The 23,053-nt window shown below is 68.5% G+C and carries 20 protein-coding genes; 16 read left to right on the forward strand and 4 right to left on the reverse strand.

Translation table 11 applies throughout. The annotated features are described in order from the left end of the window. Positions 1–27 precede the first annotated feature (27 nt). From NO345_RS05940 to NO345_RS05975, 8 genes are all read left to right on the forward strand, one after another. Positions 28–1,974, forward strand: a complete 1,947-nt coding sequence (locus NO345_RS05940; RefSeq protein ID WP_256297346.1) for an endonuclease/exonuclease/phosphatase family protein — start codon at positions 28–30, stop codon at positions 1,972–1,974. A gap of 33 nt (positions 1,975–2,007) precedes the next feature. After that, positions 2,008–3,102 (forward strand): mandelate racemase/muconate lactonizing enzyme family protein, encoded by a 1,095-nt coding sequence (locus tag NO345_RS05945; RefSeq protein ID WP_256297348.1) that lies wholly within the window; start codon positions 2,008–2,010, stop codon positions 3,100–3,102. After that, positions 3,099–4,616 carry an aldehyde dehydrogenase family protein gene (locus NO345_RS05950; protein ID WP_256297350.1) on the forward strand — a complete coding sequence of 506 codons (1,518 nt, stop codon included), beginning with the start codon at positions 3,099–3,101 and terminating at the stop codon, positions 4,614–4,616. The genes NO345_RS05945 and NO345_RS05950 overlap by 4 nt, the downstream gene beginning before the upstream one ends. Before the next feature lie 135 nt (positions 4,617–4,751). After that, on the forward strand, positions 4,752–5,819 hold the full coding sequence (locus NO345_RS05955; protein WP_256297352.1) for a zinc-dependent alcohol dehydrogenase family protein: 1,068 nt from the start codon (positions 4,752–4,754) through the stop codon (positions 5,817–5,819). A gap of 69 nt (positions 5,820–5,888) precedes the next feature. Continuing rightward, positions 5,889–6,932 carry a sensor histidine kinase gene (locus NO345_RS05960; protein ID WP_256297354.1) on the forward strand — a complete coding sequence of 348 codons (1,044 nt, stop codon included), beginning with the start codon at positions 5,889–5,891 and terminating at the stop codon, positions 6,930–6,932. 91 nt (positions 6,933–7,023) lie between these two features. Continuing rightward, positions 7,024–7,455: an SCP2 sterol-binding domain-containing protein gene (locus NO345_RS05965; protein WP_256297356.1), complete on the forward strand. Its 432-nt coding sequence runs from the start codon at positions 7,024–7,026 to the stop codon at positions 7,453–7,455. A 46-nt stretch (positions 7,456–7,501) separates the two neighbouring features. Next, positions 7,502–8,161 (forward strand): helix-turn-helix domain-containing protein, encoded by a 660-nt coding sequence (locus tag NO345_RS05970; protein WP_256297358.1) that lies wholly within the window; start codon positions 7,502–7,504, stop codon positions 8,159–8,161. Positions 8,162–8,211: 50 nt separating this feature from the next. Beyond that, positions 8,212–8,916: an SDR family oxidoreductase gene (locus tag NO345_RS05975; RefSeq protein ID WP_256297360.1), complete on the forward strand. Its 705-nt coding sequence runs from the start codon at positions 8,212–8,214 to the stop codon at positions 8,914–8,916. Between the two features lie 11 nt (positions 8,917–8,927). Here NO345_RS05975 and NO345_RS05980 read toward each other — a convergent pair whose 3' ends face one another. Next, positions 8,928–10,643, reverse strand: coding sequence for a histidine kinase N-terminal 7TM domain-containing protein (locus NO345_RS05980; RefSeq protein WP_256297362.1), 1,716 nt, complete (start codon positions 10,641–10,643; stop codon positions 8,928–8,930). Between the two features lie 114 nt (positions 10,644–10,757). On the opposite strand from NO345_RS05980, the gene NO345_RS05985 reads away from it, so the two are divergent. Next, entirely contained in the window at positions 10,758–12,050 is a 1,293-nt protein-coding gene (locus NO345_RS05985; RefSeq protein WP_256297363.1) for a M48 family metallopeptidase, read from the forward strand. 853 nt (positions 12,051–12,903) lie between these two features. Here the strand turns inward: NO345_RS05985 and NO345_RS05990 are convergent. Continuing rightward, entirely contained in the window at positions 12,904–14,298 is a 1,395-nt protein-coding gene (locus NO345_RS05990; RefSeq protein ID WP_256297365.1) for an FAD-binding oxidoreductase, read from the reverse strand. A 168-nt stretch (positions 14,299–14,466) separates the two neighbouring features. On the opposite strand from NO345_RS05990, the gene NO345_RS05995 reads away from it, so the two are divergent. The 5 genes from NO345_RS05995 (at position 14,467) to lipP1 (ending at position 19,793) form a co-directional block, all read left to right on the forward strand. Next, a complete protein-coding gene (locus tag NO345_RS05995) occupies positions 14,467–15,246 on the forward strand; it encodes a helix-turn-helix transcriptional regulator (protein WP_256297367.1) in 780 nt (259 codons plus the stop codon). A 506-nt stretch (positions 15,247–15,752) separates the two neighbouring features. Further along, positions 15,753–16,367 carry a TetR/AcrR family transcriptional regulator gene (locus tag NO345_RS06000; protein WP_256297369.1) on the forward strand — a complete coding sequence of 205 codons (615 nt, stop codon included), beginning with the start codon at positions 15,753–15,755 and terminating at the stop codon, positions 16,365–16,367. Next, positions 16,367–17,809, forward strand: coding sequence for an MATE family efflux transporter (locus NO345_RS06005; RefSeq protein ID WP_256297371.1), 1,443 nt, complete (start codon positions 16,367–16,369; stop codon positions 17,807–17,809). Before NO345_RS06000 ends, NO345_RS06005 begins: the two co-directional genes overlap by 1 nt. Before the next feature lie 89 nt (positions 17,810–17,898). Further along, entirely contained in the window at positions 17,899–18,789 is an 891-nt protein-coding gene (locus NO345_RS06010; protein WP_256297373.1) for a tetrahydrofolate dehydrogenase/cyclohydrolase catalytic domain-containing protein, read from the forward strand. Positions 18,790–18,848: 59 nt separating this feature from the next. Then, positions 18,849–19,793 carry a LipP1 family hormone-sensitive lipase gene (lipP1, locus tag NO345_RS06015; RefSeq protein WP_256297374.1) on the forward strand — a complete coding sequence of 315 codons (945 nt, stop codon included), beginning with the start codon at positions 18,849–18,851 and terminating at the stop codon, positions 19,791–19,793. Between the two features lie 15 nt (positions 19,794–19,808). Here the strand turns inward: lipP1 and NO345_RS06020 are convergent, their stop codons facing one another. Beyond that, positions 19,809–20,522 carry a DUF7117 family protein gene (locus NO345_RS06020; protein ID WP_256297376.1) on the reverse strand — a complete coding sequence of 238 codons (714 nt, stop codon included), beginning with the start codon at positions 20,520–20,522 and terminating at the stop codon, positions 19,809–19,811. 99 nt (positions 20,523–20,621) lie between these two features. After that, positions 20,622–21,098 (reverse strand): pyridoxamine 5'-phosphate oxidase family protein, encoded by a 477-nt coding sequence (locus NO345_RS06025; protein ID WP_256297378.1) that lies wholly within the window; start codon positions 21,096–21,098, stop codon positions 20,622–20,624. A gap of 281 nt (positions 21,099–21,379) precedes the next feature. Here NO345_RS06025 and NO345_RS19775 point away from each other — a divergent pair, with 281 nt between their 5' ends. Both NO345_RS19775 and NO345_RS06035 read left to right on the forward strand, forming a co-directional pair. After that, positions 21,380–21,808, forward strand: a complete 429-nt coding sequence (locus NO345_RS19775; protein ID WP_368407851.1) for a DUF7528 family protein — start codon at positions 21,380–21,382, stop codon at positions 21,806–21,808. A gap of 88 nt (positions 21,809–21,896) precedes the next feature. Next, on the forward strand, positions 21,897–22,847 hold the full coding sequence (locus tag NO345_RS06035) for a DUF1028 domain-containing protein (RefSeq protein WP_256297382.1): 951 nt from the start codon (positions 21,897–21,899) through the stop codon (positions 22,845–22,847). The last annotated feature ends 206 nt before the right edge of the window (positions 22,848–23,053 follow it).

Consider the following 23,053-nt stretch of genomic DNA (forward strand, 5'->3'; position numbering starts at 1 on the left):
TGCCGCTCGAGATGGTTCGTCTGGACGATGACGGAGCTGTCCGGACGGTCGACCACGCTCCGTGCGCTCGTCGTCGCCGCGGTCGTGGTCGTCGCCCTCGCGGCGTTCGAGCAGGCGGTCTCGCGGCTCTACCTGCTGAACTTCAGTACGGCCGGCCCCAACGCGAGCGCGGCGCTCGCCGTGCTCCTCGTGAGTGCTCCGGTCGTCGGAGTCGCCGGCCGGCTCGGCGACCGGCGACGTGCACGGTTCCTGGCCGTCGGTGCACTCGCCGTCCCAGTCCTGCTCGCGGTCGCGCTGTCCGGGTCGCCGGTCGTCGCCGCCGTCGCGGCCAGCGCGGTCGGTGCCGTCACGCTCCTGTTGCTCGTCGCCGTGCTCGTCCGCCACCCGACCGTGGTGACCCCCGGTGCGGCCCTCGGCCTGCTCGTGGTCGTCCTTCTCCGGTCGCTGCTCGACGGCGCATCGCTCTCCGCGACGACGACCGGTCGCGTGGTGCTGTTCGGGCTCGCACTCGTCGTCGCTGTCGGCGGGCTCGCCCTCGTACGCCGGTTCGACACGGCCGCCTCGCTCGGTGCGGACGTGGGCCCGCTCGCGCTGTTCCTGTTCGTCGAGGCGGCGTTCCTCGGCGCACCCGGCGTGGTCGCGACGTGGGGGCTGACGAGTCCGGCGACGGCGACCGTCGCCGCGGCCGTCGGGCTCGCCCTCGCCGGCGGGGTCGTCGCGCTCCGTGGGCCGCCGGCACGCGTGACGGTCCCGGTGCTCGCCGGCGGGTTCCTCCTCGCCGTCTCGGACCTGCTCTGGGTCGGCCTGACGGCTGGAGCCGCACTCGGCGTCGCCCAGGCGTGTGCCGTCGGCCTGCTCGCGCGTGCCGTCGCGGACGCTCGGGCGTCGCCCTGGCGCTGGCGGCCGGCGACCGTGTGGCAGCTGTCCGCCGTCGTCCTGCTGTTCCTGTTCGTCTCGTCGCTGAACTGGGCGTACATGCCAGCGCCGCTGGACTCGTTGACGCACGGACGGAGCGGGCTGTTCCTCCTCGTGCTCTGTGCCACGGTGCCGGCGGCTGTCGGCCTCACGGTGAGGGGCGCACGGGGGACCGACGGGTCCGGCACCGGCGCTGGCCGCGTCGACCACGAACTCCCGGCCGTCGACGACGACCGGCGGACCGCGCTGTTGGCCGTCGGCGGCGCGGTGGCGGGCGTCGGCTCCGTCGCGCTCCCCGACCGGCGTGGCACGGCACGCGTCGGGGCCCGCCCGCTGACGGTCGCGACGTACAACGTCCACCAGTTCCTCGCACCCGACGGCGACTACAACCTCGAAGCCGTCGCCAGCGTGCTCCGGGAGACCGACGCCGGTATCGTCGGCCTGCAGGAGTCCGAGGGCAACCGTCTCACCTCGGGGAACGTCGACGGCGTGCGCTGGCTGGCGGCCGAACTCGGCTACCACTACGACTACGGCGCGCCGACCAGCGCCGCGAGCTACGGGGTCGCCCTCCTGTCGGCCTGGCCGATCCGCGAGAGCGAGGTCGTCTCGCTGCCGACGCACGACTCGCCCCGTCGGCTGGCGATGCGGTCGGTCGTCGAGACGCCGGTCGGCGACGTGCCCGTCGTCTGCACGCACTTCCAGACCCGGCAGGGCGGCGACCCCGACGCCGTCGCGGTCCAGGGCGAGGCGGCCGGGCGGGTCGTGGCACTGGCGGACGAGGACCCGCGGACCGTGCTCCTCGGCGACTGCAACGTGACCCCCGGCGACCCGGCGTACCGGGTGCTCTCGGGGTCGTTCACGGACGCATGGGTGGCCGCGGACTCGCGTTCGCCACCCGACGGTGGCACCTATCCGGCCGACGGCCCCGTCGAGCGCATCGACCACGTCTGGACGGGCGACGCGTGGTCGGTCCGGTCGGCGAGCGTCCACGGCGGCTGGGACACGTCGGACCACCGGGCCGTGGCGGCGGTACTTGAATACCCCGACCAGTCCGTCTGAAGGTTGAGGGGGCTGGCGTGTGTGGGAGTCACTATGCAGATCACCGGCGTCACCCAGCACCACCTCAGCCACCAGCTCGACGGCCACTTCGAGCCGACGTGGATCCCGGGCTACCCGCAGTCCAGCCACGAGGTGGAGCTGTTCGAGGTCGAGACCGACGGGGGAATCACCGGGCTCTGTGCCAGCCCGAGCTTCGCGGGCGGGCTCTCCTACGAGACGCCGCTCTCGCTGTTCCTGACCGGCGAGGACCCACACGACGTGGACGCCGTCCGCAGGAAGCTCGAGAGCATCGACCTCATCGGACCGCGACCCTGGCACCTCGAGCTGGCGCTCTGGGACATCGTCGGAAAGGACGCCGGCAAACCGGTGTACGAGCTCCTCGGCGGGAGCGACGAGCCAATCCCGTGCTACGCGAGCACCGGCGAGGTGCAGGACGCCGACGAGCGCATCGACTACGTGCAGGAGCGCGTCGACGAGGGGTTCCAGGCGGTCAAGCTCCGCGTCGCCACGAAGGAGGACGTCGAGATCGTCCGCGCGGTCCGCGAGTCGTTCCCCGACCTGCCGCTGATGGTCGACGCGAACAAGGGCTGGGCGGTCCGCGTGATGGCCGAGGAGGAGACCTGGCGCTACAAGGACGCGCTCTCGGTCGCCCGCGAGCTGGAGGACATCGGCGGCATCGAGTGGTTCGAGGAGCCCCTGCCCCGACACGACTACGAGGGCTACGCCCGGCTCCGCGAGGCGACGGACGTCCCCATCGCAGGCGGCGAGTTCAACGACCGACCCGGCGAGCTGTACCGGTTCCTCGACCACGACGCGCTCGACGTGCTCCAGCCCGACGTCGCGCTCGCGACGGGTATCCGGGCTGGCGTGAGCATCGCCGAGGCCGCCGCCGAGCAGGGTGTCGCGTTCGTGCCACACACGTGGACGAACGGCATCGGCTTCGCGGCGAACCTGCACGTGATGGCCGCCGCGGGCTCGCCCTGGTGCGAGTTCCCCATCGAGCCGCCGTGGACGCCCGAGGCGCGTGACTTCCTCCTCGAAGAGACGATCCACCACGAGGACGGCTACGTGACGCCCCCGGACGGACCCGGCCTCGGCGTCGAACTCGACGGGGGTGTCCTCGGATGAGCCTCCCGGAGGACGTGCTGGAGAAGCACCGCTCGGTCGCCGACGACGTGGTCGGCGAGGGGACGTACGGCCACCTCGTCGGCGGCGAGTGGGTCGAGAGCGACGGCGGCGAGACGCGGGTGACCCACGACTCGACGACCGGCGAGCCGCTGGCCGAGGTCCAGGCGGGCACCCGGAGCGATGTGGACCGCGCCGTGGCGGCGGCCCGGGAGGCCTTCGAGGGGCGCTGGGGCGAGAAGTCGCCGCAGCAACGCGCCGAACTCCTGCACGAGGTCGCCGACGCCGTCGAGGACGAGAAGACGAGCATCGCCCGACTGGACTCGCTGGAGGTGGGCAAGCCGAACAAGCACTCGCTGCTCGTCGACAACACCATCGTCGTCGACCAGCTCCGGCACTTCGCGAGCCTCGCCCGCACCGCGGACTCGGGGCGCTGCCCGCCGTCGGGCGACGACAAGCACATCTACACGCGCCGGGAGCCCTACGGCGTCGTCGGCTGCATCAGCGCGTGGAACTTCCCGGCGATGTTCGTCGCCTGGAAGCTCGGCCCCGCGCTCGCGGCGGGCAACAGCGTCGTCTACAAGCCGTCCTCGCGGGCGGCGCTCTCGACGCTCGAACTCGCTCGAATCTTCGACCGCGTGCTCCCCGACGGGACGGTCAACGTCGTGACGGGTGCGGGCAGCGTCGTCGGCGACGCGCTCACCGACCACGAGGACGTGGCGAAGGTGAGTCTGACCGGGTCGACCGGCGCGGGGCAGGCGGCGATGCGCAACGCCGCGAACCGGATCGCGCCCGTCTCGCTCGAACTGGGCGGCAACAACCCGAACATCGTGTTCCCCGACGCGGACCTCGACGACGCCGTCGAGGGCGCGCTCGTCGCCATGCTGTTCAACCAGGGCCAGCAGTGCACCGCGGGCTCGCGGCTGTTCGTCCACGAGGCGGTGCGGGAGGAGTTCTGCGAGAAACTGTACGCGCGACTCGACCAGCTCGGTGTCGGCGACCCGCTCTCGCCGTTGACCGACGTGGGGCCGCTCGTCGACCACGACCACGCGGACGAGGTCCGGCGCTACGTCGAGACGGCCCGGCAGGAGGGCGCGTCGGTGCTCTACGAGGGTGAGGTTCCGGAGGAGATGCGGGACGCGCCGTTCGTGCCGCCGACGCTGCTCGGCGACGTGGCCGACGACGACACCGTCGCCGTCGAGGAGGTGTTCGGGCCGGTCGCCGCACTGTTCACCTTCGAGTCCCGGGAGGAGGTGCTGGCGCGGGCGAACGACACCGAGTTCGGGCTCGCGGCGGCGGTCTGGACGAACGACCTCGACCGCGCCCACGAGGTCGCCGCCGCTCTCGAAGCCGGGACGGTGTGGGTGAACACGTACAACGACATGTTCGAGCCCGCGCCCTACGGCGGCTACAAGCAGTCAGGGATGGGTCGCGAGCTCGCCGCGGAGGCGCTCGACGACTACAGCCGGACGAAGTCGGTGAAGGTGAACCACGGCGACGTGCCGAACCTCGGCTGAGGCCGGTGCTTCGGGAACCCAGCAGGGGTTGACTCCCGGAACGGTGCCCGCACGACCACCGGACAGCGACCGCACCGGCCTATTTTTACATCAACATTCCTCACATTTATGGCGGTCGCTGCCGAACCACGGCCCATGCGCGCAGTCGTATTCCAGGGTGCGGAGGAGCCCATGACAGTCGAGGAGGTCGACCGGCCGTCGCCGGGCGACGACGACATCCTCGTCGAGACCGAGGCGTGTGGCATCTGCCGGTCGGACTGGCACGCCTGGCGCGGGGACTGGGAGTGGATCGGGGTGATGCCCCAGCCCGGCCTCGTGTTCGGCCACGAACCCGTCGGCAAGGTGGTGGAGGTGGGTGACAACGTCGACCGGTTTGCCGTCGGCGACCGCGTCACCAACCCGTTCAACCTCGGCTGTGGCGGCTGTCACCACTGCCGCGACGGCCGCGGGAACATCTGCGAGCGCTCCATCCCGATGGGGTTCGTCCCGTTCCAGACCGGCGCGTTCGCCGAGTACTACACCGTCCGGAACGCCGACTTCAACGCCGTCACGCTCCCCGACGAGGTCGACCCGGTCGACGTGGCCGGGCTGGGCTGTCGGTTCGCCACCGCCTTCCACGGGCTCGTCCACCGCGTCGACGTGACACCCGGCGACTGGGTGGCGATCCACGGCTGCGGCGGCGTCGGCCTCTCCGCGGTCCACGTCGCCGACGCCCTGGGCGCGAACGTCATCGCGGTCGACCTCTCCGCGGAGAAGCTGGAGCGAGCCCGCGACCTCGGGGCCGACCGGACCGTCGAGGTCGGCGAGGTGGACGACGTGCCACAGGCCGTCAAGAAGGTCACCGAGAGCTCCCGCGGCGCGGACGTGGCGGTCGACGCGCTCGGCATCGCGGAGACCTGCCGGAACGCCGTGAACTCGCTCGGCAAGGGCGGTCAGCACCTCCAGATCGGCATGACGACCAGCGAGGAGGGCGGCGAGGTCTCCCTGCCGGTGGACACGATGGTCACGGACGAACGGGAGTTCTACGGGGCCTACGGCATCCCGCCGAACGAGTACGACGAGATATTCCGGATGATGGCGACCGGCAAGCTCGAACCGGGGCGCATCGTCAGCGAGACCGTCTCGCTGGAGGACGTGCCGGGCGTCATCGAGGGGCTGGGCGACTACGAGACCGTCGGCATCCCGGTCTGTGGGGAGTTCTGACCGCGACGGGACGAACCGAGTCTGCGGAACGGGCAACAGACTCATGCGCTATCCAGCAGAGACGTGCGTATGGGCGACGATGGACGATCCGACCCCGAAACAAGGGCGGGCGTCGAGGAGCCGGTGCCACTCGATGTGATCCCGCAGCACTCGACCACTCTCCTCACGGTGCTCGACGAGGACGGCACCGTCCGGTACGAGAGCCCGTCCATCGAGCGCATCTACGGGTACGACCAGGGGACGCTGGTGGGCGAGCAGGTCGCCGACTACTTCCACCCCGAGGACCGCGAGCGGGTCGTCGCGGCCTACCGCACCGTCGTCGAGAACGACGGGGACACGACCGAGGCGGTCGAGTACCGCCACCTGCAGGCCGACGGGACGTACCGCTGGGTCGAGTCCGTCGCGTCGGCGGACCCCACGCCCGATGGCTTCTACGTCGTCAACACCCGCGACATCGCGGCACAGAAGGCCCGCGAGCAGGACCTGAAGCGCACGAACGAGCGGCTGGAGCGATTCGCGAGCGTCGTCAGCCACGACCTCCGCAACCCGCTGAACGTCGCCCAGCTCCGGCTCGAACTGGCGCGCGAGACCGGCGACCTCGACCACCTCGACGAGGTCGCGGACAGCCACGACCGGATGGAGACGTTGATCGCGAAGCTACTGCAGCTCTCCCGGATCGGGAACGGAGACCCGGCGTGGGAACGGGTGGACCTCGGTGCCGTGAGCGACCGGTGCTGGGATGCCGTTCCGACGACCGACGCGAGGCTCGAAGTCGCGCTTGACGGGGTGGTCGAGGCCGACCGTTCCCGGCTGCAGCAACTGCTCGAGAACCTGTTCCGGAACGCCGCCGAACACGGCGACGCGGACGTGACGGTCACCGTGGGTGAACTCGACGACGGGTCGGGCTTCTACGTCGCCGACGACGGCCTCGGCATCGACGCCGCCGAGCGCGACCAGGTGTTCGAAGGGGGCTACTCCACGAGCGAGGACGGGACTGGACTCGGGCTGACCATCGTTCGCGAGGTGGCGGACGCCCACGGTTGGTCGGTCGAACTGACCGCGAGCGACGAGGGTGGCGCGCGGGTCGAGTTCACCGGCGTCGAGTTCGTCTGAGTGACGCCGGGCCCACCGACCCTCGCGACCGCTTAAAGACACGACTCCGTCCGGGGGAACGGGTAAGGCGGAGGCGAGAGAAGGCCGCTCCATGGCGATTGCACTACCCAGCGAGGCTGACGAGTGGATACAGGAGTGGCGCGAGCAGCTGAACGAGTCAGACCGGTACTCGGAGGTCGGCGAGGGCTGGGGCGTCGGCTTCGACGGCTCGTTCCTGTTCGTCATCCAGCCCGACGACACGTACGACGGCGACCCGATCCACCTCTACGTCGACCTGGAGGACGGCGAGTGCACCGCGGCCCGCATGGTCGACGGCGAGGACGCCGTGGACTGGGGGTTCGCGTTCCGCGGGAGCTACACGAACTGGAAGCGGCTCATCCACGGCGAGGCCGACCCCATCGAGGGGATGATGAGCGGCGAGTTCGACCTCGACGGCGACATGCAGAAGGTGCTCCAGTACAGCAACGCGGCGGTCGTGATGACCGAGAACGCGGGCGCGGTCGACACCGAGTTCGAGTACTGAGCGACGACCCGAACCCTTTCCTGTCGACCCCACGAACGACCGGAGCATGAAGTCCGTGGGGGTGCGAGTCGAGCCGGAGGACGGCGCGTTCCCTGGTGTCGACACGGTGCTGGCGGCGCTGCCGGACGTGCGACGGGACGGGCTGTACGTCCTCGACCGGCTGGGCGACGGCACCTACGCCATGCTGTACCGGGTCGTCGGTGCTGACGGTGACGAACTGCGCGGCGTCCTCGCCGACCACGACGAGGTGCTCGAGTTCGACGTGGTCGACGCCGGCGACTCCCGGCACTACGTCTTCGTGAACGTCGTCGGGCGGGAACCGGTCGATGCTCTGCTCGACGTGGTCGAGGACCACCGCCTGCTGCTCACCCCGCCGTTCCACGTCACCGCCGACGGCCTCCGCGTCACCGTCTCCGGGGACCCCGGGTCGCTCCGCGAGGCGTTCGCCGACGTCGACGCACTCGACGTCGTCGTCGAGGTCGAGTGGACCGGCGGCTTCCAGCCCGACGAGCCGACGCCGCTGGCCCGGCTCACCGACCGCCAGCGCGAGGCGCTCCGGGTCGCCCACCGGCTCGGGTTCTACGAGTCGCCCCGGGAGGCCTCCTACGAGGAGATCGGCACCGAACTCGACTGTGCGCCGTCGACCGCGAACGAGCTGCTCCGGCGGGCGGAGGCGTGTGTCGTGGACGCGCTGCTCGAGGGCTGACCGTCCCGGCCGACCGAGCTTCTTTGCCGTCAGAGCGCCTTCGACCAGGTATGTCCGTCAGCTTCGACTTCTCGGACCGGGTCGCCATCGTGACCGGCGCGTCGGGCGCGCTGGGCAGTGCCGTCGTCGATGCGTTCCGCGAGGCGGGGGCGACCGTCTGCGCCGTGGACGTGGTCGACCCGAGCGACGAGGACGCACAGCTCGACCCCGACGCGGGGACGACGTTCTACCAGGCCGACCTCACCGACGAGGCCGAGGTCGAGGCGCTGGTGGAGCAGGTGGTCGACGACCACGGCGGTATCGACCACCTCGCGAACATCGCCGGGACGTGGCGCGGCGGCGACCATCTCGAGGAGACCGAGCTCTCCGAGTTCGACCTGCTCTGGAACGTGAACCTGAAGACCGCGTTCCTCGCGACGAAGCACGCCCTGCCGCACCTGCAGGAGCGCGAGGGCTCCATCGTCTCGGTGTCGGCGCGCTCCTCGCTTTCGGGCGGCGAGGGCGACGGCCCCTACCGCATCACGAAGGCGGGCATCCGACTGCTCACCGAGACCGTCGCCGAGGAGAACCGCGGGACGGTGCGTGCGAACTGCGTGATGCCGTCGGTGCTGGATACGCCGATGAACCGGGAGATGATGACGCCGAGCGACGACTGGGTCGACCCGGCCGACGCGGCGCAGGTGATGCTCTTCCTCTGCTCCGGGGCGGCGTCGCCGACGAGCGGGGCGGCGGTGCCGGTCTACGGCGAGGCCTGAGCGGCCGGGGCTCACGACCCGTCGCTCTCGCCGTCGTCGACCACGCCCGGAACCCGAACGCTCACGACCGTTCCGTCGTCACCGGTCTCGAACGACAGCTCGCCGCCGAGTGCGTCGATACTCCAGCTGACCAGCCAGAGGCCGAGTCCGCTGCCGTGGTCGAGTGCGGTCTCCGCCTCCCGCCCGAGGGCATCGAGCTCGTGGTCGGGGATGCCGGGGCCGTCGTCGCGGATCTCGAAGACGGCGTCGTGCCCATCGCCGGCGTCGGCGGGGACGGTCTCGACGAGTGTGACGGCGGCCGCGGGGCCGTCGGCCGACGCCGCGTGCTCGACCGCGTTCTCGACGAGGTTCGCGAAGATGGTCCGGAGCAGTTCGCGGTCCGTCCGCAGTCCGAGCGACGGGGGTACCGAGACGGTGACCGCGTCGCTGTCCTCGATCCCGGCCACGACCTCGTCGAGGAGTTCGCGCACGGCGACGGGTTCGACGGTCACGTCCCGGTCCATCGTGCGCTCGATGTCGCGGGCCTTCTCGCCGAGGGCGAGCAGGCCGTCGGCCTCGTCGGCTGCGGTCCCGAGCATCGCCTCCAGCTCGGGGTCGTCGGTCCGGGCGAGCACCTCGTCGAGGTAGCCCTGCACGACGGTCAGGTCGTTCCGGAGGTTGTGCCGGAGGACGCGGTTCAGCACGGCGAGACGCTGCTTGCGGGCGAGTTCGTCGGTCACGTCCTGTAGGACGACCGTGTAGCCGAGCGTCGCGTCGCCCGGGCCGGCCAGCGGCGTGACGACGACCGTGAAGGTGAGTCGCTCGCCGTCGGCGGCGGTGCTCACCCGGCGTTCGCCCGATGTGTCGGCCGTGGCGTCGATGTCGAGGTAGTCGTCGAGCGGGTCGGTGAGCGCGTCCCGCTTGTCGGTCCCGAGCAGCGACTCGGCGGCCGGGTTGAGCGTGACGATGCGGTTCGTCTCGTCGACGACGACGACCGGGTTGCCGAGGTCGTCGATGGCCGCCCGCTCGCCCGTCCGGCGCGTCGCGGGGTTGAGCGCGAACATCTCGCTCCGGAACAGGGCGTACATGTCCAGCGCGACGTGGGGGATGAACGCGACGGCGACGAAGTTGAGCTCGGGGTAGGGACCGACCTCGAACAGCCACGCCCCGACGGCCACGAGCGGTGGGAGGGGGGTGAGGGCGATGGCGATGGCCTGGGTCCGGTAGAGCGGGCCGTAGCTCAGGACGGTGTCGATGAGGAGGAAGATGGACACGGTCAGCACCGCCGCCAGCAGCACGAACTGGAGGGCCACCGGGAGCCCGATGGCGTAGTCGGCGGATGCGACGCCCTCCATCGGGACGACGGTGAACGAGTCCCACGCGAGGCCGTGCAGCGGGTTCGTGACGACGACCGCACTGAAGGCGACGGCGTCGGCGACCAGCAGGCCGAACCAGGGCCGTCGGAGGGCGTGTCCCCGGCCGGTGTACTCGAAGGCGAAGGCGACGTAGCCGACGACGACGACGGCCGCGCCGACCCAGAACAGCGACTCGAGCACCTCCCGGGTCACCTGGTCGTAGACGAGCATCGCGGCGGCCTGGGAGGTACAGACGAGCACCTGGCCCGCGATGACCACGAGGAACGAGCGCCCGCCGGGCTTGTCCGCGAAGCGGAGGACGTAGCCGAAGAAGGCGAGGTTCACCACGCCCGCCAGCAGGGCGAGGAGGGCGGGCCAGGCGACCGTACTCATTCCTCGCAGCTTTCACTTGCATACACTTGCGGGTTCCGGCCTCGGAACTCCGGGCCGTGGGTCCAGCAGCCCCGACCGCCAGGGTTTTCGACGGGACGCACCTACCGGCCACCGATGCTCGCGTACCACGCCCTGTTCGTCGTCCTCGTCGTCGGCACGGAGCTGTTCTTCGCCGGTCTCTCCATCGTCAACGTCCGGTACGGCGCGCGGACCGCCCGCACCCGGTCGGACTGGATGCGCGAGACGCTCGGCGTCGAGGACGTGGCGTCCGTCCTCGACTACCAGCGCGCCCGCGTCGGCCTCTCGCTGCTGGAGACGGTGACGACGCTCGGGTTCCTGCTGCTCGCGCTCTACTCCGGCGTCGTGACCGAGGTGGTCGTCGCGCTGACCGAGACGGGGCTGTCGCCGCTGCTCCAGGGCGTCACGTTCGTCGTCCTCGCACTGCTCGCGAGCCGGCTGCTCGGCGCGCCGTTCGACCTCTACAGCACGTTCGTGGTCGAGGAGGCCTTCGACTTCAACGAGCAGTCGCCCGGGCTCTGGGTGCGGGACTGGCTGGTCAGCAGCGTCATCAGCCTCGTCATCGTCGGCGGGCTCGCCGCCGCCGTGCTCTGGTTCGTCGAGAACGTGCGGTACTGGCCGGTCGCGGGCTGGGTGCTCGTCGTCGGCTTCTCCGTGGCGATGCTGGTGCTCAAGCCCCGGGTCATCGACCCGCTGTTCAACGAGTTCACCCCCGTGGAGGAGAGCGACCTCCGCGACGCCGTCGACGAGGTGTTCGAGCGCGCCGGCTTCCGCTGCGAGCAGGTGTACGAGATGGACGCCAGCAGGCGCTCGGGCCACTCGAACGCCTACTTCGTCGGCTTCGGGCGCACGAAGCGGGTCGTGCTGTACGATACGCTCGTCGAGTCGATGGAGCACGACGAGATACAGGCCGTGCTCGCCCACGAGCTCGCCCACTGGAAGCGAAAGCACATCCCGAAGTTCGTCGCCCTCGCGGCGGTCCAGTTCGCGGTCGTCTTCGCCGCGCTGGGCTACCTCGCGGGTCAGCCCTGGGTGTTCGACCTGTTCGGGTTCCCCACCGAGGCGACCTACGCCGGGCTGTTCGTCGCCGTCCTGCTCGTCGCCCCCGTCCTGCAGCTCAGCGCCCCCCTGCAGAACTACCTCTCGCTGGCCTACGAGCGCGAGGCCGACGGCTTCGCCGTCGAGACGATGGGTGCCGACCCGATGGCCAACGCACTGGCCGCGCTCGCCGCCGACAACATGACGAACCCGTTCCCGCACCCGCTGTACGAGACGTTCCACCACGACCACCCGCCCATCCCCGAGCGCATCCGGTACGTGCAGGAGATGGGCGAGGAGTCGGCCGAATCGGTGGACGAGGGCGCGGGTGACGGGACGCCGTCGGCCTGACGGGTTTACAACTATTGTAACCTCTCACTCTACATCCTCGCCCAATCAGCCGGGTGGCGCGCGGCTGGAGAGACCGCGAGCGGGGTGCGATTCGGAGCGAGCGCCAGCGAGTGAGGACCGCGATAGCGGTCGGGAGCCTGCGACCGAGCGAGGAGCTGAGGAGGCGTGAGGTGCGGTGCGGTCGCGGTTGGGAGTCCCCGTGAGCCAACGGGGGCTCGTCGGACCGCAGGTCCGACGATGGGACTGAAAGGGGCTGTTCGGTCGACCAACCCGGGCCCGTAAACACCGTCGCGCAGCGCGGGTCCCGGGGGTCGAGCGAGCGGGGACTTTCTGGTTCCTCGAGGTCCCCGAAGGTGTCTTAGGACTGTTCACAGACCCACCAACAGCGAAAGATTGAATCGGTAGACACGTCCTCTGTATCTACCAGAACGACTCAACGCATCGAAGTGGGTTCTCACCAGCTGATTCGGAGTGAAACTGCCGTTAGGTAGGCATACCTATGTCACGAGCGTCGATTAAGTGATATACCCCACAGCAGGAGAACAACTCCTGCGATGAAATAAACGATAGCAGGAGGAGTGTACGTGAAAACATTCGCCCATTTGACTACACCATATATGAGCAAGAGAAGACCAAGACCCGTCAGTAGTACTGTCTCTGGTCCATTGTTCGTCATATCATAACCCTCTACGTTAGTCCGTATAAGGGTATACGTACGCAGGCCGCACTTACGAGAGAAACTCACCACATCGAGGCGGGTTCTCCCCACCTATGTCGGTGTGAAACAGTCGGTAAGTAGTTGTGCGTATCCACCGGATCAGCATAGACACTGAAAACTTCGCAGCAGCGGAGCTCATCCGGTCGGCGCGATATTCTGGTTCACGTTGAACAGGTTCTCGGGATCCCACTCGGTCTTGATCGAGCGGAGCCGTTCGAAGTGACCGCCATATGCCTCCCTAATCCGTGCCTTCCCCTCATTGCTCAACACGTTCACGTAAACGCCGTCGCTCGCATACGCGGCCAGGTCCTCGTAGACGTCTCGCGCCCACTCGATGAGTGCCTGGTCGTCGTCCGAATCGGTCCACGCTGGCGAGACCGTGATCGCAAAGAGCGGGTCACGGTGTGGGTAGGCCGTTGCGTCCGAATCGACCCGGCTGATCTCGCCCCCTAGGTGCTCGAAGAAGATCGACGAGTACGGTGTGGGGAGGTCCTCGACGTGCGCAACCAGTTGGTCGATGAGCCCGTCCGGTAAGTCGTCGAAGTAGTTCGACTTCCAGTAGTACCGTCGTCCCGCGGGGAAGAGGTCGTCGGAGATCTGCTGGAACTCGACGTACGGCATCGGTTCGAACGAGTTAATGATCGGCTCACCGAACGCTCGAAACGGTTCGAACACCGCTTTTGCCTCTTCGAGGTCGCCGGCGTAGAACAGCCGAAAGAGTAGGAGGGTCTCTCCCCACTGCTCTTCGGGGAAACGAGGTTCAGGTGGTGCCGGGATGAAGGCCGCGTAGACGCTGGCAGCGTCGGGAGCCTCCGCAGCGAACTCACGATAGAAACGGAGCACCTCGGCTACATCGTCGTGCGTGTAGGCCAACACCCCACCGGGAATCTCCGGACCGACCTCGTGAAGATCGAATTCGAGTGAGGTGACGACACCGAAGTTCCCCCCACCGCCCCGGAGTGCCCAGAACAGATCCGAGTGCTGGTCGTCGCTTGCCTGGACGAGGTCCCCATCCGCGGTGACGACGTCAGCCGACCGAAGATTGTCGATGGCCAGGCCGTACTTTCGTCCCAACCGGCCCCATCCCCCACCGAGTGTCAGTCCAGCCACGCCGGTCGATGAGATGATCCCACCCGTGACCGCCAAACCATGTGTTTGCGTCTCGCGGTCGAGGTCCGCCATCGTTGCCCCTCCCTGGACCCGAGCCGTTCGTGCCGCAGGATCGACCCGGACGGCATCCATCGGCGAGAGGTCGATCACCAGCCCGTCGTCGCACAATCCATTCCCGGCGACGTTGTGTCCCCCTCCCTTTACTGCTAATCGCAGATCGTGGTTTCGGGCGAACGTCACCGCGGCAATCACATCACTCGCTCCGCGACACCTCGCAATGAGCGCGGGTTCTTTCTCGACCATCGCGTTCCAGACTGACGTGGCCTCGTCGTAGTCCGGTTCGCCCGGTCTTAGCAGTGTTCCTCCTATTTGCCGTTCGAACGTTTCGACGGTTTTCGTATCGAGGTTGACTGTTGCCATGGTGCCCCTCCGAGTGGCATCTAGGGGAAGACTGGGCACCTATCTACACTTACTCCGTGAGGGACTCGCCCACGGTTTGAGGGGGTCCCCCACACCGCGAATATTGATAACACTGCACACACTACGGAAGGTATGCATGGAAATCCGAACGAGATGCCTCACGATGCGATGGAGGACATCGCGTATCTCGGTCGGTCGGAGAATCGCTTGCCGCTTCTCAACGCTGTTGCCGAGAAACCGGCTACCCGGTCGGAACTATCGGAACGGACAGGTATCGCATCGACGACAATCGGGCGACTCATCAACGAGTTCCAGGGACGCAACTGGGTGGAACGAACCACGGACGGCGAGTACCGTGCAACACCGACGGGACGAAGTGTCGTTCGGGTATTCACCCCGTTCGTGGCTTCCATGGAGACCATCAGAAGCCTCGGTGATGCTGTGGGGTGGCTCCCGATGGATGAGCTATCGATTGAATTGCAGCATTTCAGCGAAGCACGTATCCTCCGGTCGTCACCGAACGCTCCATACGAATTCGTCGAGCAATTATCGGACCGGATTCGGGCCGCGAGTTGGTTCCGCGTGCTGACCTTCCTTGATCCGCCGCTACCGTCTGGTGAGGCCATGCAGACCGGTGTCGTAGAGGGTCGATTGACTGCGGAACATGTGCTTGCTGGAGGGCTTGTTGAGTACCTCCGAGAACAGAAGAAACAGCCGCCACGATGGATGGAGTACATCGAGGCGGGGGCCACGGTTTACTGTTACGATGGCCACATCCCGTGTAATTTATTCATCACTGATAAGACAGTATTGATAATGGATGAGAAACCCGAAGGAGGTGGTGCCGCAATCGAATCGCACGATGAGACCGTTCGGAGAGCCGTCACTGAACTCTACGAGAACTACCGGGATGCTGCAGTTCTCGTCAAGGCTGACCGGTTCGCGTAGTGGGTGACGAGAGGAATGAGGCACCTGACGAACTGCCCCTCTATATTGAACTTTCAGAGTGCCTTGTCGGTACTGTGAGTGAGGCCGCAAACAACGAGTTCACGGCACTGCTTCCACCAGTGCCGTGAGCGCACACACCACCGTTGAGGATCTCAGGCACGCCAGATGACATCGGCCCCAGTTCAACATCGTGTTCGTTCTAGTGGGGTTTTCCAACAGACCTACCGAATAATGACGATGGCGGATCTGAACAACTAGCTCTCTCTGCGTACGGATACGCACACCCACCCATCGGTTGATTCGGCATCTCACCGGCGAAACGAACACCATTCGAACCGGTCTACGACACCCTACAAGGTCCCCCAGCGAGCCAATCGCCGAAAACTGAGCGACGACGTTCGGCGGCGTCTCGGCTCCGTCTTCGGAACTGTGCCAAACTTGCTCAAGCGGCAATCGACCGAGAACCGGCCGCTTTAGTAGCTGGCTGACTGAACGTTCATTCAACGATGGGCGAGAGCAGCCGGTTCGCCGCAGCCGAGGACGACACGCGGGCCGCCATCATGCGGGCCACGTACGACGCCCTGACGAGTCACGGCTACGCGAACCTGACGATCCAGCGGATCGCCGACGAGTTCGAGAAGTCGAAGTCCCTGCTGTACCACCACTACGACGGCAAGGACGACCTCCTGGTGGACTTCCTGCGGTTCATGCTGGAGCACTGGCAGGCGGAGGCGGAGTGCCGCGAGGACCAGGACCCAAAGGCGCGCCTCGAGGCGCTGCTCGACCGGGTCGCCGCGGTCGAGCTGGACGAGGAGACCGCCGCGTTCACCGCGGCGATGGAGGAGCTGCGGGGGCAGGCCCCGCACGACGCGGCCTACCGGGAGCAGTTCACGGAGCACGACCGTGCGCTGCGCGAGCGGTTCGCTGTCATCATCGAGGCGGGCATCGACGACGGCGTCTTCCACGAGGTCGACCCCGAGCGCGTCGCCGAGTTCCTGCTGACGACGGTCAACGGCGTACGCATCCAGCGGGTCACGCGGGACGACGACGGCGGCGTGGCGGCGGCGCGGGCCGAACTCGATGAGTACCTCGCCACGCGGCTCTACCGGGGTGAGCCCTGATGGGTATCTTCGACGTGTTCCGCGGGCAGGACGAGCTGGACCTCACCTCGGGCGGCATCGGCAAGCCGCTGTTCCTGCTCGCGCTGCCGATCGTCATCACGAACCTGCTCCAGACGGCGTACAACCTCGCGGACACGTTCTGGCTCGCCCAGCTGAACGAGACCGCGGTCGCGGCCATCACGTTCGGCTTCCCGATGGTGTTCCTGCTCATCTCGCTCGGGATGGGTCTCTCGGTGGCGGGGAGCGTCCTCGTCGCCCAGCACACGGGTGCAGAGGAGGAGGCCGAGGCCGAGTACGCCGCCTCGCAGACGGTGCTGTTCGCGCTCGTCGCGTCGGCGCTGCTCGGCGTCGTGGGCTACTTCACGGTCGACGAGGTGCTGTGGTTCCTGGGCGCGCGGGGCGACGTGCTCCGGGAGGCGACGAACTACATGGAGGTCATCGCGCTCGGCATGCCGTTCATGTTCGGCTTCTTCGTGTTCATCTCGCTGATGCGGGGCTACGGCGACACGGTGACGCCGATGATCGTCATGTTCGGCACGGTCGTCCTCAACGTCGCCATCGACCCGCTGTTCATCTTCGGCTGGGGGCCGATCCCGAACGGCCTGGGTGTGCAGGGCGCGGCCATCGCGACGGTCATCTCCCGGGCGCTCGCGACCGCCGTGGGCCTCGGTATCCTGTTCCAGGGCACCCGGGGCGTCGAGATCCACCTCGCGCAGATGAAGCCGGACCTGCAGTTCTTCCGGAAGATGCTGAACATCGGGCTGCCGGCGTCGGTCGAGAGCACCGGGCGCTCCATCTCGGTGAACCTGATGCTCGTCGTCGTCGCCATCTTCACGGACACGTTCGTCGCCGCGTTCGGCGTCGGAATCCGCATCTTCAGCGTCATCTTCCTGCCCGCCATCGCGGTCGGCCAGGGCGTCGAGACGATGGTCGGCCAGAACATCGGGGCGGGCAAGCGCGACCGGGCCGAACGCACGGCCCACACCGCCGCCATCGCGATGTTCATCATCCTCTCTGCGGTCGCGCTGTTCGTGTTCGTCTTCACCGAGCCCATCGTCGCGCCGCTGTCGCCGAACGAGGAGGCGACCGACATCGCCGTCACCTTCCTCCGGGTCGTCGCGCCGACGTTCGGCTTCATCGGCATGATGCGCGCCTACAACGGGACGCTCCGTGGCTCGGGGAAGACGATGCTCTCCGCCGCCGTCTCTATCATGATGCTCGGGGTCATCCGGCTGCCCATCGCGTACGTGCTCTCGCGGTCCATCGAGCCGTTCGCCAGCTGGGCACCGTACGCGACGGGACAGGCGGGTATCTGGGCCTCGTTCGTCGTCTCGAACGCCGCCGGGGCGTTCATCGCGCTCGCGCTCATCCGGCAGGGCTCCTGGCGGCACGGCGACGTTCGCGGTGGGACTGCACCCGAGGCCAGCGCCACCGACGATTGATGCATACTCGTGTATAGAACTCTATTCTGAAACGCCGTTTTAGGCACGAATCCGAGGATTGAAGGGAGTCCTCGGCCAACCCCGGGATAATGACACACGTCATCGACGGCAACGCGGTCGCGGAATCAGTCCGGGACGACGTGCGCGCGGCCATCGACGAACTCGAGGCCGACGACGTCACCCCCGGGCTCGCGACGGTGCTGATGGGCGGCGACGACGGCTCGGCGACGTACGTCGCGATGAAACAGCGTGCCTGCGAGGAGGTCGGCATCGACGGCACGACCGTCGAGATCGACCCCGAGGAGCCGCCGGAGGCGCTGTACGAGGTCATCGACGACCTCAACGACGACCCCGCCATCCACGGCATCCTCGTCCAGATGCCGGTGCCCGACCACGTCCCCAAGCGCGAGGTGCTCTCCCGCGTCGACCCGCTGAAGGACGTCGACGGCTTCCATCCCGAGAACGTCGGCCGGATGGTCTCCGGGCACCCCCGCTTCAAGCCCTGCACGCCCCACGGCATCCAGAAGCTGCTCGCCTCGGCCGACGTCGACCCCGAGGGGATGGACGCGGTCGTCCTCGGCCGCTCCGAGATCGTCGGCAAGCCGATGGCCAACCTGCTCATGCAGAAGGCAGCGGGCGGCAACGCCACGGTGACGGTCTGTCACTCCCGGACGCAGGACCTCGCGGAGAAGACCCGCGCCGCCGACCTCGTCGTCGCCGCCGTCGGCCGCCCCGAGATGCTCACCGGCGACATGCTGAGCGAGGGCACAGTCGTCATCGACGTCGGCACGAACCGCGTCGACGCCGACAACGAGAAGGGCTACGAGCTCACGGGCGACGTCGACTTCGAGAGCGCGAGGGAGAAGGCGTCGGTCATCTCGCCGTCGCCCGGCGGCGTCGGCCCGATGACCATCACGATGCTGCTCTACAACACGGTCAAGGCGGCAAGCCTGCAGTCCGGCGTCGACGTCGGGCTGTAGGCGGGGACGACCGCCAATCAGGCCCAGCACCTTTCTCGCTCGGGTCGGTAGCCGTCCGCATGGCCGAGGATCCCCACCCGCAGGTGCAGGCGGTGCTGACCATGATCGAGTCGCTGGACGCGCCGAAGATCCACGAGATGACGCCCCAGGAGGCCCGCGCGGCGATGGACCCGCTGCTGGCGGCGGCCGGGGGCGAGGAGCCCGTCGGCGCGGTGTCGGACCGGACGATTCCGGGGCGGAACGGCGAACTCCCGGTCCGCATCTACCGCCCCGAGAGCGACGGCCCGCACCCGACCGTCGTCTTCCTCCACGGCGGCGGCTTCGTCATCGGCACCGTCGACACGCACGACGGGCTCTGTCGTGCGCTGGCGAATGAGGCGGAGGCGGTCGTCGTCTCGGTCGGGTACCGCCTCGCACCCGAACACCCGTTCCCGGCGGCCGTCGCCGACGCCCACGCCGCCACCGCCTGGGCCGCCGCCCACCGCGACGAACTCGGCGGGAGCGAGTTCCTCGCCGTCGCGGGCGACTCCGCCGGGGGGAACCTCGCGGCCGTCACCAGCCTGCTCGCCCGCGACCGCGGCCCGGAGATCGACTACCAGGTGCTCGTCTATCCGGCGACGGCGGGCGACGTCGACGACGGGACGTTTCCCTCGCGCGAGGAGAACGCCGAGGGCTACTTCCTCGAGACCGCCGAGCTGGAGTGGTTCTTCGAGCAGTACATCGAGGACGAACTCGACGCGTACAACCCGCTCGCGTTCCCGCTACAGGCCCGGGACCTCTCCGGGCTGCCGCCGACCACCGTCATCACCGCCGGCTTCGACCCGCTCCGCGACGAAGGGCGCGCCTACGCAGACCGGCTCGTCGGCGCGGGCGTCGAGACCACCCACCGCGAGTACGACGACATGATCCACGGGTTCGTCTCGATGCTCGGAGAACCCGGCGTCGACCGCGGTCGGGTGGCCATCCGCGAGATAGCCGCAGACCTCGACGCGGCGCAGGAGTGACCGGGGTGCCGGCGCTCAGTCCTGCAGCCGCTCCCGCGCCCGCGACAGCGCCACCTCGTCGCCGTCCTCGATGTACGCGACGACGTCGCGCAACCCCGCGACAAGCGCGTCGGCCTCCCGCGGCGGCACGTCACCCTCCAGCGCCCGCACCCGCTTCACCCGCTCGTCCAGCGACGCGAGGACCTGCGTCGCGGGACGGTCCAGCTCGATGTCGTTCGCGTCCAGCCAGTCCCGCAGCTCGCGGCGGTACTCCCGCACCGCGTTCGCGGCGGCGAGGCCCCTCGCTTCCCGGAGCGACCCGGGCACGTCCCCGGGCTCCGGTCGGCCCTTCGTGTCCCCCTGGAGCAGCCGTAGCAGGTACCACTCCTCGTCGTCGCTCGGGTCGAACGACCGGTCCACGAGGTCCGCGACGTGGCGCAGCTCCCCCGCCACGAGATAGTCGTCGTCCAGTTCCCGTAGCTCCCCCGCGTCGACGAACCCCCGCTTCCGCTGGTACTCGCGGCAGGTCTCAGCGACGGACTTGAGCGCCTCGTCCTCCGGCTCGGTCTCGAAGCGCTCACGGGCCTCGGTGAGGTCGAACGCGACCGACTGGGTCGTGTGCAGCTTCCGGTCGTCGTCGACGCCCACGCTGTGCATGCTCCCGCACTCCGGACACGAGACGCTCCCGGTTTCGTAGTACGACCACCGTGTCCCGCAGTCCTTGCACTCGCGTTCGCCGCGTATCTCCATGCGCGTCGATTCGGTCGTCGCCGACAAAGGCCCACGGGTTCGTCGGTCCGGGCGGCGTCGGCCGTGACCGCCGTCCACCTCGGTCTCGACCCCCCGGGGTCACTCGGGACGGGCCGCGGCACCCTTCCGCCCGGTCAGCTCCGACGGCTCCATGACGACCCTGGTGACCTCGGTGAGCGGTTCCGACCGGGGGTAGATGAAGGGTAACCAGCCGTTCTCCTCGAGGACGGCCTCGTGGTACGCCGCTTCGTCCGCTCCGACTTCCTCGAGCGGTCCGGTCACGACGACGCTCCGCCAGTCGACCTGGTCGCCGACCTCCATCGCGACCAGACAGGCCTCGTCGGTCTCGTCGAGGTACTCGAGTTTCCTGCTTTGCTCCCCGAACGTGAGTAGCTCCATGAACACGCGGTCGCCGTCGTAGCCGAAGGAGATGGGGACCGCGTACGCTCGATCCCCAGCACTCAGGGAGAGCGTCCCGTACCCCTGTTCGGTCAGGAGTTCGTCGACCTCCGCCGGGCTCATCTCGCTGCCGCGGACCGCGTCGTCGCTGGTACCCGTCATGCCATTTCTTACCATGTGACTGGGTCGACGAGACCGTAAAGGTACGGACTGCTCCGGCACGACAGCCAGTCTCGAGCGAGCGGCGCGCGCCGACGAACAACTGCAGCGGTCCGGGGTCCCACGACGGTTCCACAGTCGGACCTGCACGACCACCACGTTTAGGTCGGCCGAGGGACAAGGGGAGGGTACGATGTCCACGGAGACACCAGAGGATAGAGGAAGTCGCACCGAAGCGGCTGGTCGAGAAATTCTCCCCCGGAACTGACACCCCGACGGTCGTCCGCACGGACGACGGACTGCGACTGGCAGTCGATGGAGAGAGCTACGTTCTGACACCCGACTCCGCCGCGGAGCTGCGCGACCAGCTCGCAGAGGCACTGACACGGACCCACGAGTTCGTCCACACGACCGGCACCCATCGGGAGGACGGCAGCTACGTCGTCGCCCGGCGGGGGGCGGACTCGGCGGGCCACAGCAAGGTGTTCGAGCGCGTCGACGCGCTGGAGCGTCTGTACGACAGACTGCCCGACAACTTCACGGCGGAGGACGTGGGCCGGACCGGGCTGACCGGCGGCCGGCGGCACATGCTCGTCTGGCACTTCGCCGAGCACCCGGGCTTCGACTGCGAGCTCGTCTCTCGCCAGCCACTCACGGTGGAGAAGCACGAGGACGGGGGTGAGACGGACGTGGCCGAAGCCCACCTGGCTGCGCCGACGGCGGACTGAGGCCACGGGTCCGCCCCCTGCCGTCCGGCGCGAAGACGCCCCTGCCGGCGACCGCAGGTTTTTGCCCGATGCCGCCGCAGTGGCGGTCATGCAGCCACGGCCATCCACGTTCTCTATCGCCGCGCGCGACCCCGAGACCGGCGCGGTCGGCGTCGCCGTCCAGTCGAAGTTCATCGGGGTCGGCGCGGTCGTCCCGTTCGTCAGCGCCGACGCCGGCGCGGTCGCCACGCAGAGCTTCGCGAACGTCGCGTACGGTCCGGAGGGGCTGGACCTGATGCGGGACGGCTCCTCCGCCGCCGAGACCGTCGCGGAACTGACGAGCAGCGACGACGAGGCTCCGCAACGGCAGGTCGGTATCGTCGAGGCCCCCGGCGACGGCGTTGGCGAGCGCGGGGACAGCGTCGCAGCGTTCTCCGGCGAGGAGTGCTTCGACGTGTACGGCGACGTCCAGGGCGACCACTACACCGTGCAGGGCAACATCCTCGAGAACCGGGCGACGCTGACCGCGATGGCCGAGACGTTCGAGGAGACCGACGGCGGACTCCCCGAGCGCATGCTCGCCGCGCTCCACGCTGGCAACGACGCGGGCGGCGACTCCCGCGGCGAGCAGTCCGCCGCCCTCTACGTCGCCAAGCCCGAGGGCGGCTACGACGGGAAGAACGACCGCTGGGTCGACGTGCGCGTCGACGACCACGAGCACCCCATCGACGAACTCGAACGGGTGTTCCGGCTCTACGACATCACGCTGCTCGCCCGCGAGGAGCCCGACGACACCCGCGAGCTCTCCGGCGAGACGGCCGAGGCCGTCACCGCGACGCTCGCCGACCTCGGGTTCTACGACGACACGCCCGACGGCGAGTTCGACGACGACGAGCGCGCAGCCCTGGAGGACTTCCGCGGCATGAACAACTTCGAGAACCACAGCGTCGCCGTGCTGGAGGACGCGCTGGCGAGAGGCTGGGACGACGCCGAAGGCGACGGCGAGGACCGGATGATCGACGCCATCTGGCACGGGCTGCAGCGACTGGAGCGGAAGTAGGGCCGGTTACCGATTTTCCGGTGCAAGGCGCGCGACTGGCGAGCGTACCGAACGGAGTGAGGTCGCGAGCCATTTCGCGCGAGGGATGAGCGAGGGAGCCTGCGACCGAGCGAATCGGCTGGGGAGGCGTGAGGTGCGGAACGGTTGCGGTCGGGTGTCCCCGTGGGCGAGCCTGCGAGCGAACGGGGGCTCGTCGGACCGCAGGT

The sequence above is a fragment of the Haloarchaeobius salinus genome, from assembly GCF_024464185.1.
GTDB lineage: Archaea > Halobacteriota > Halobacteria > Halobacteriales > Natrialbaceae > Haloarchaeobius > Haloarchaeobius salinus.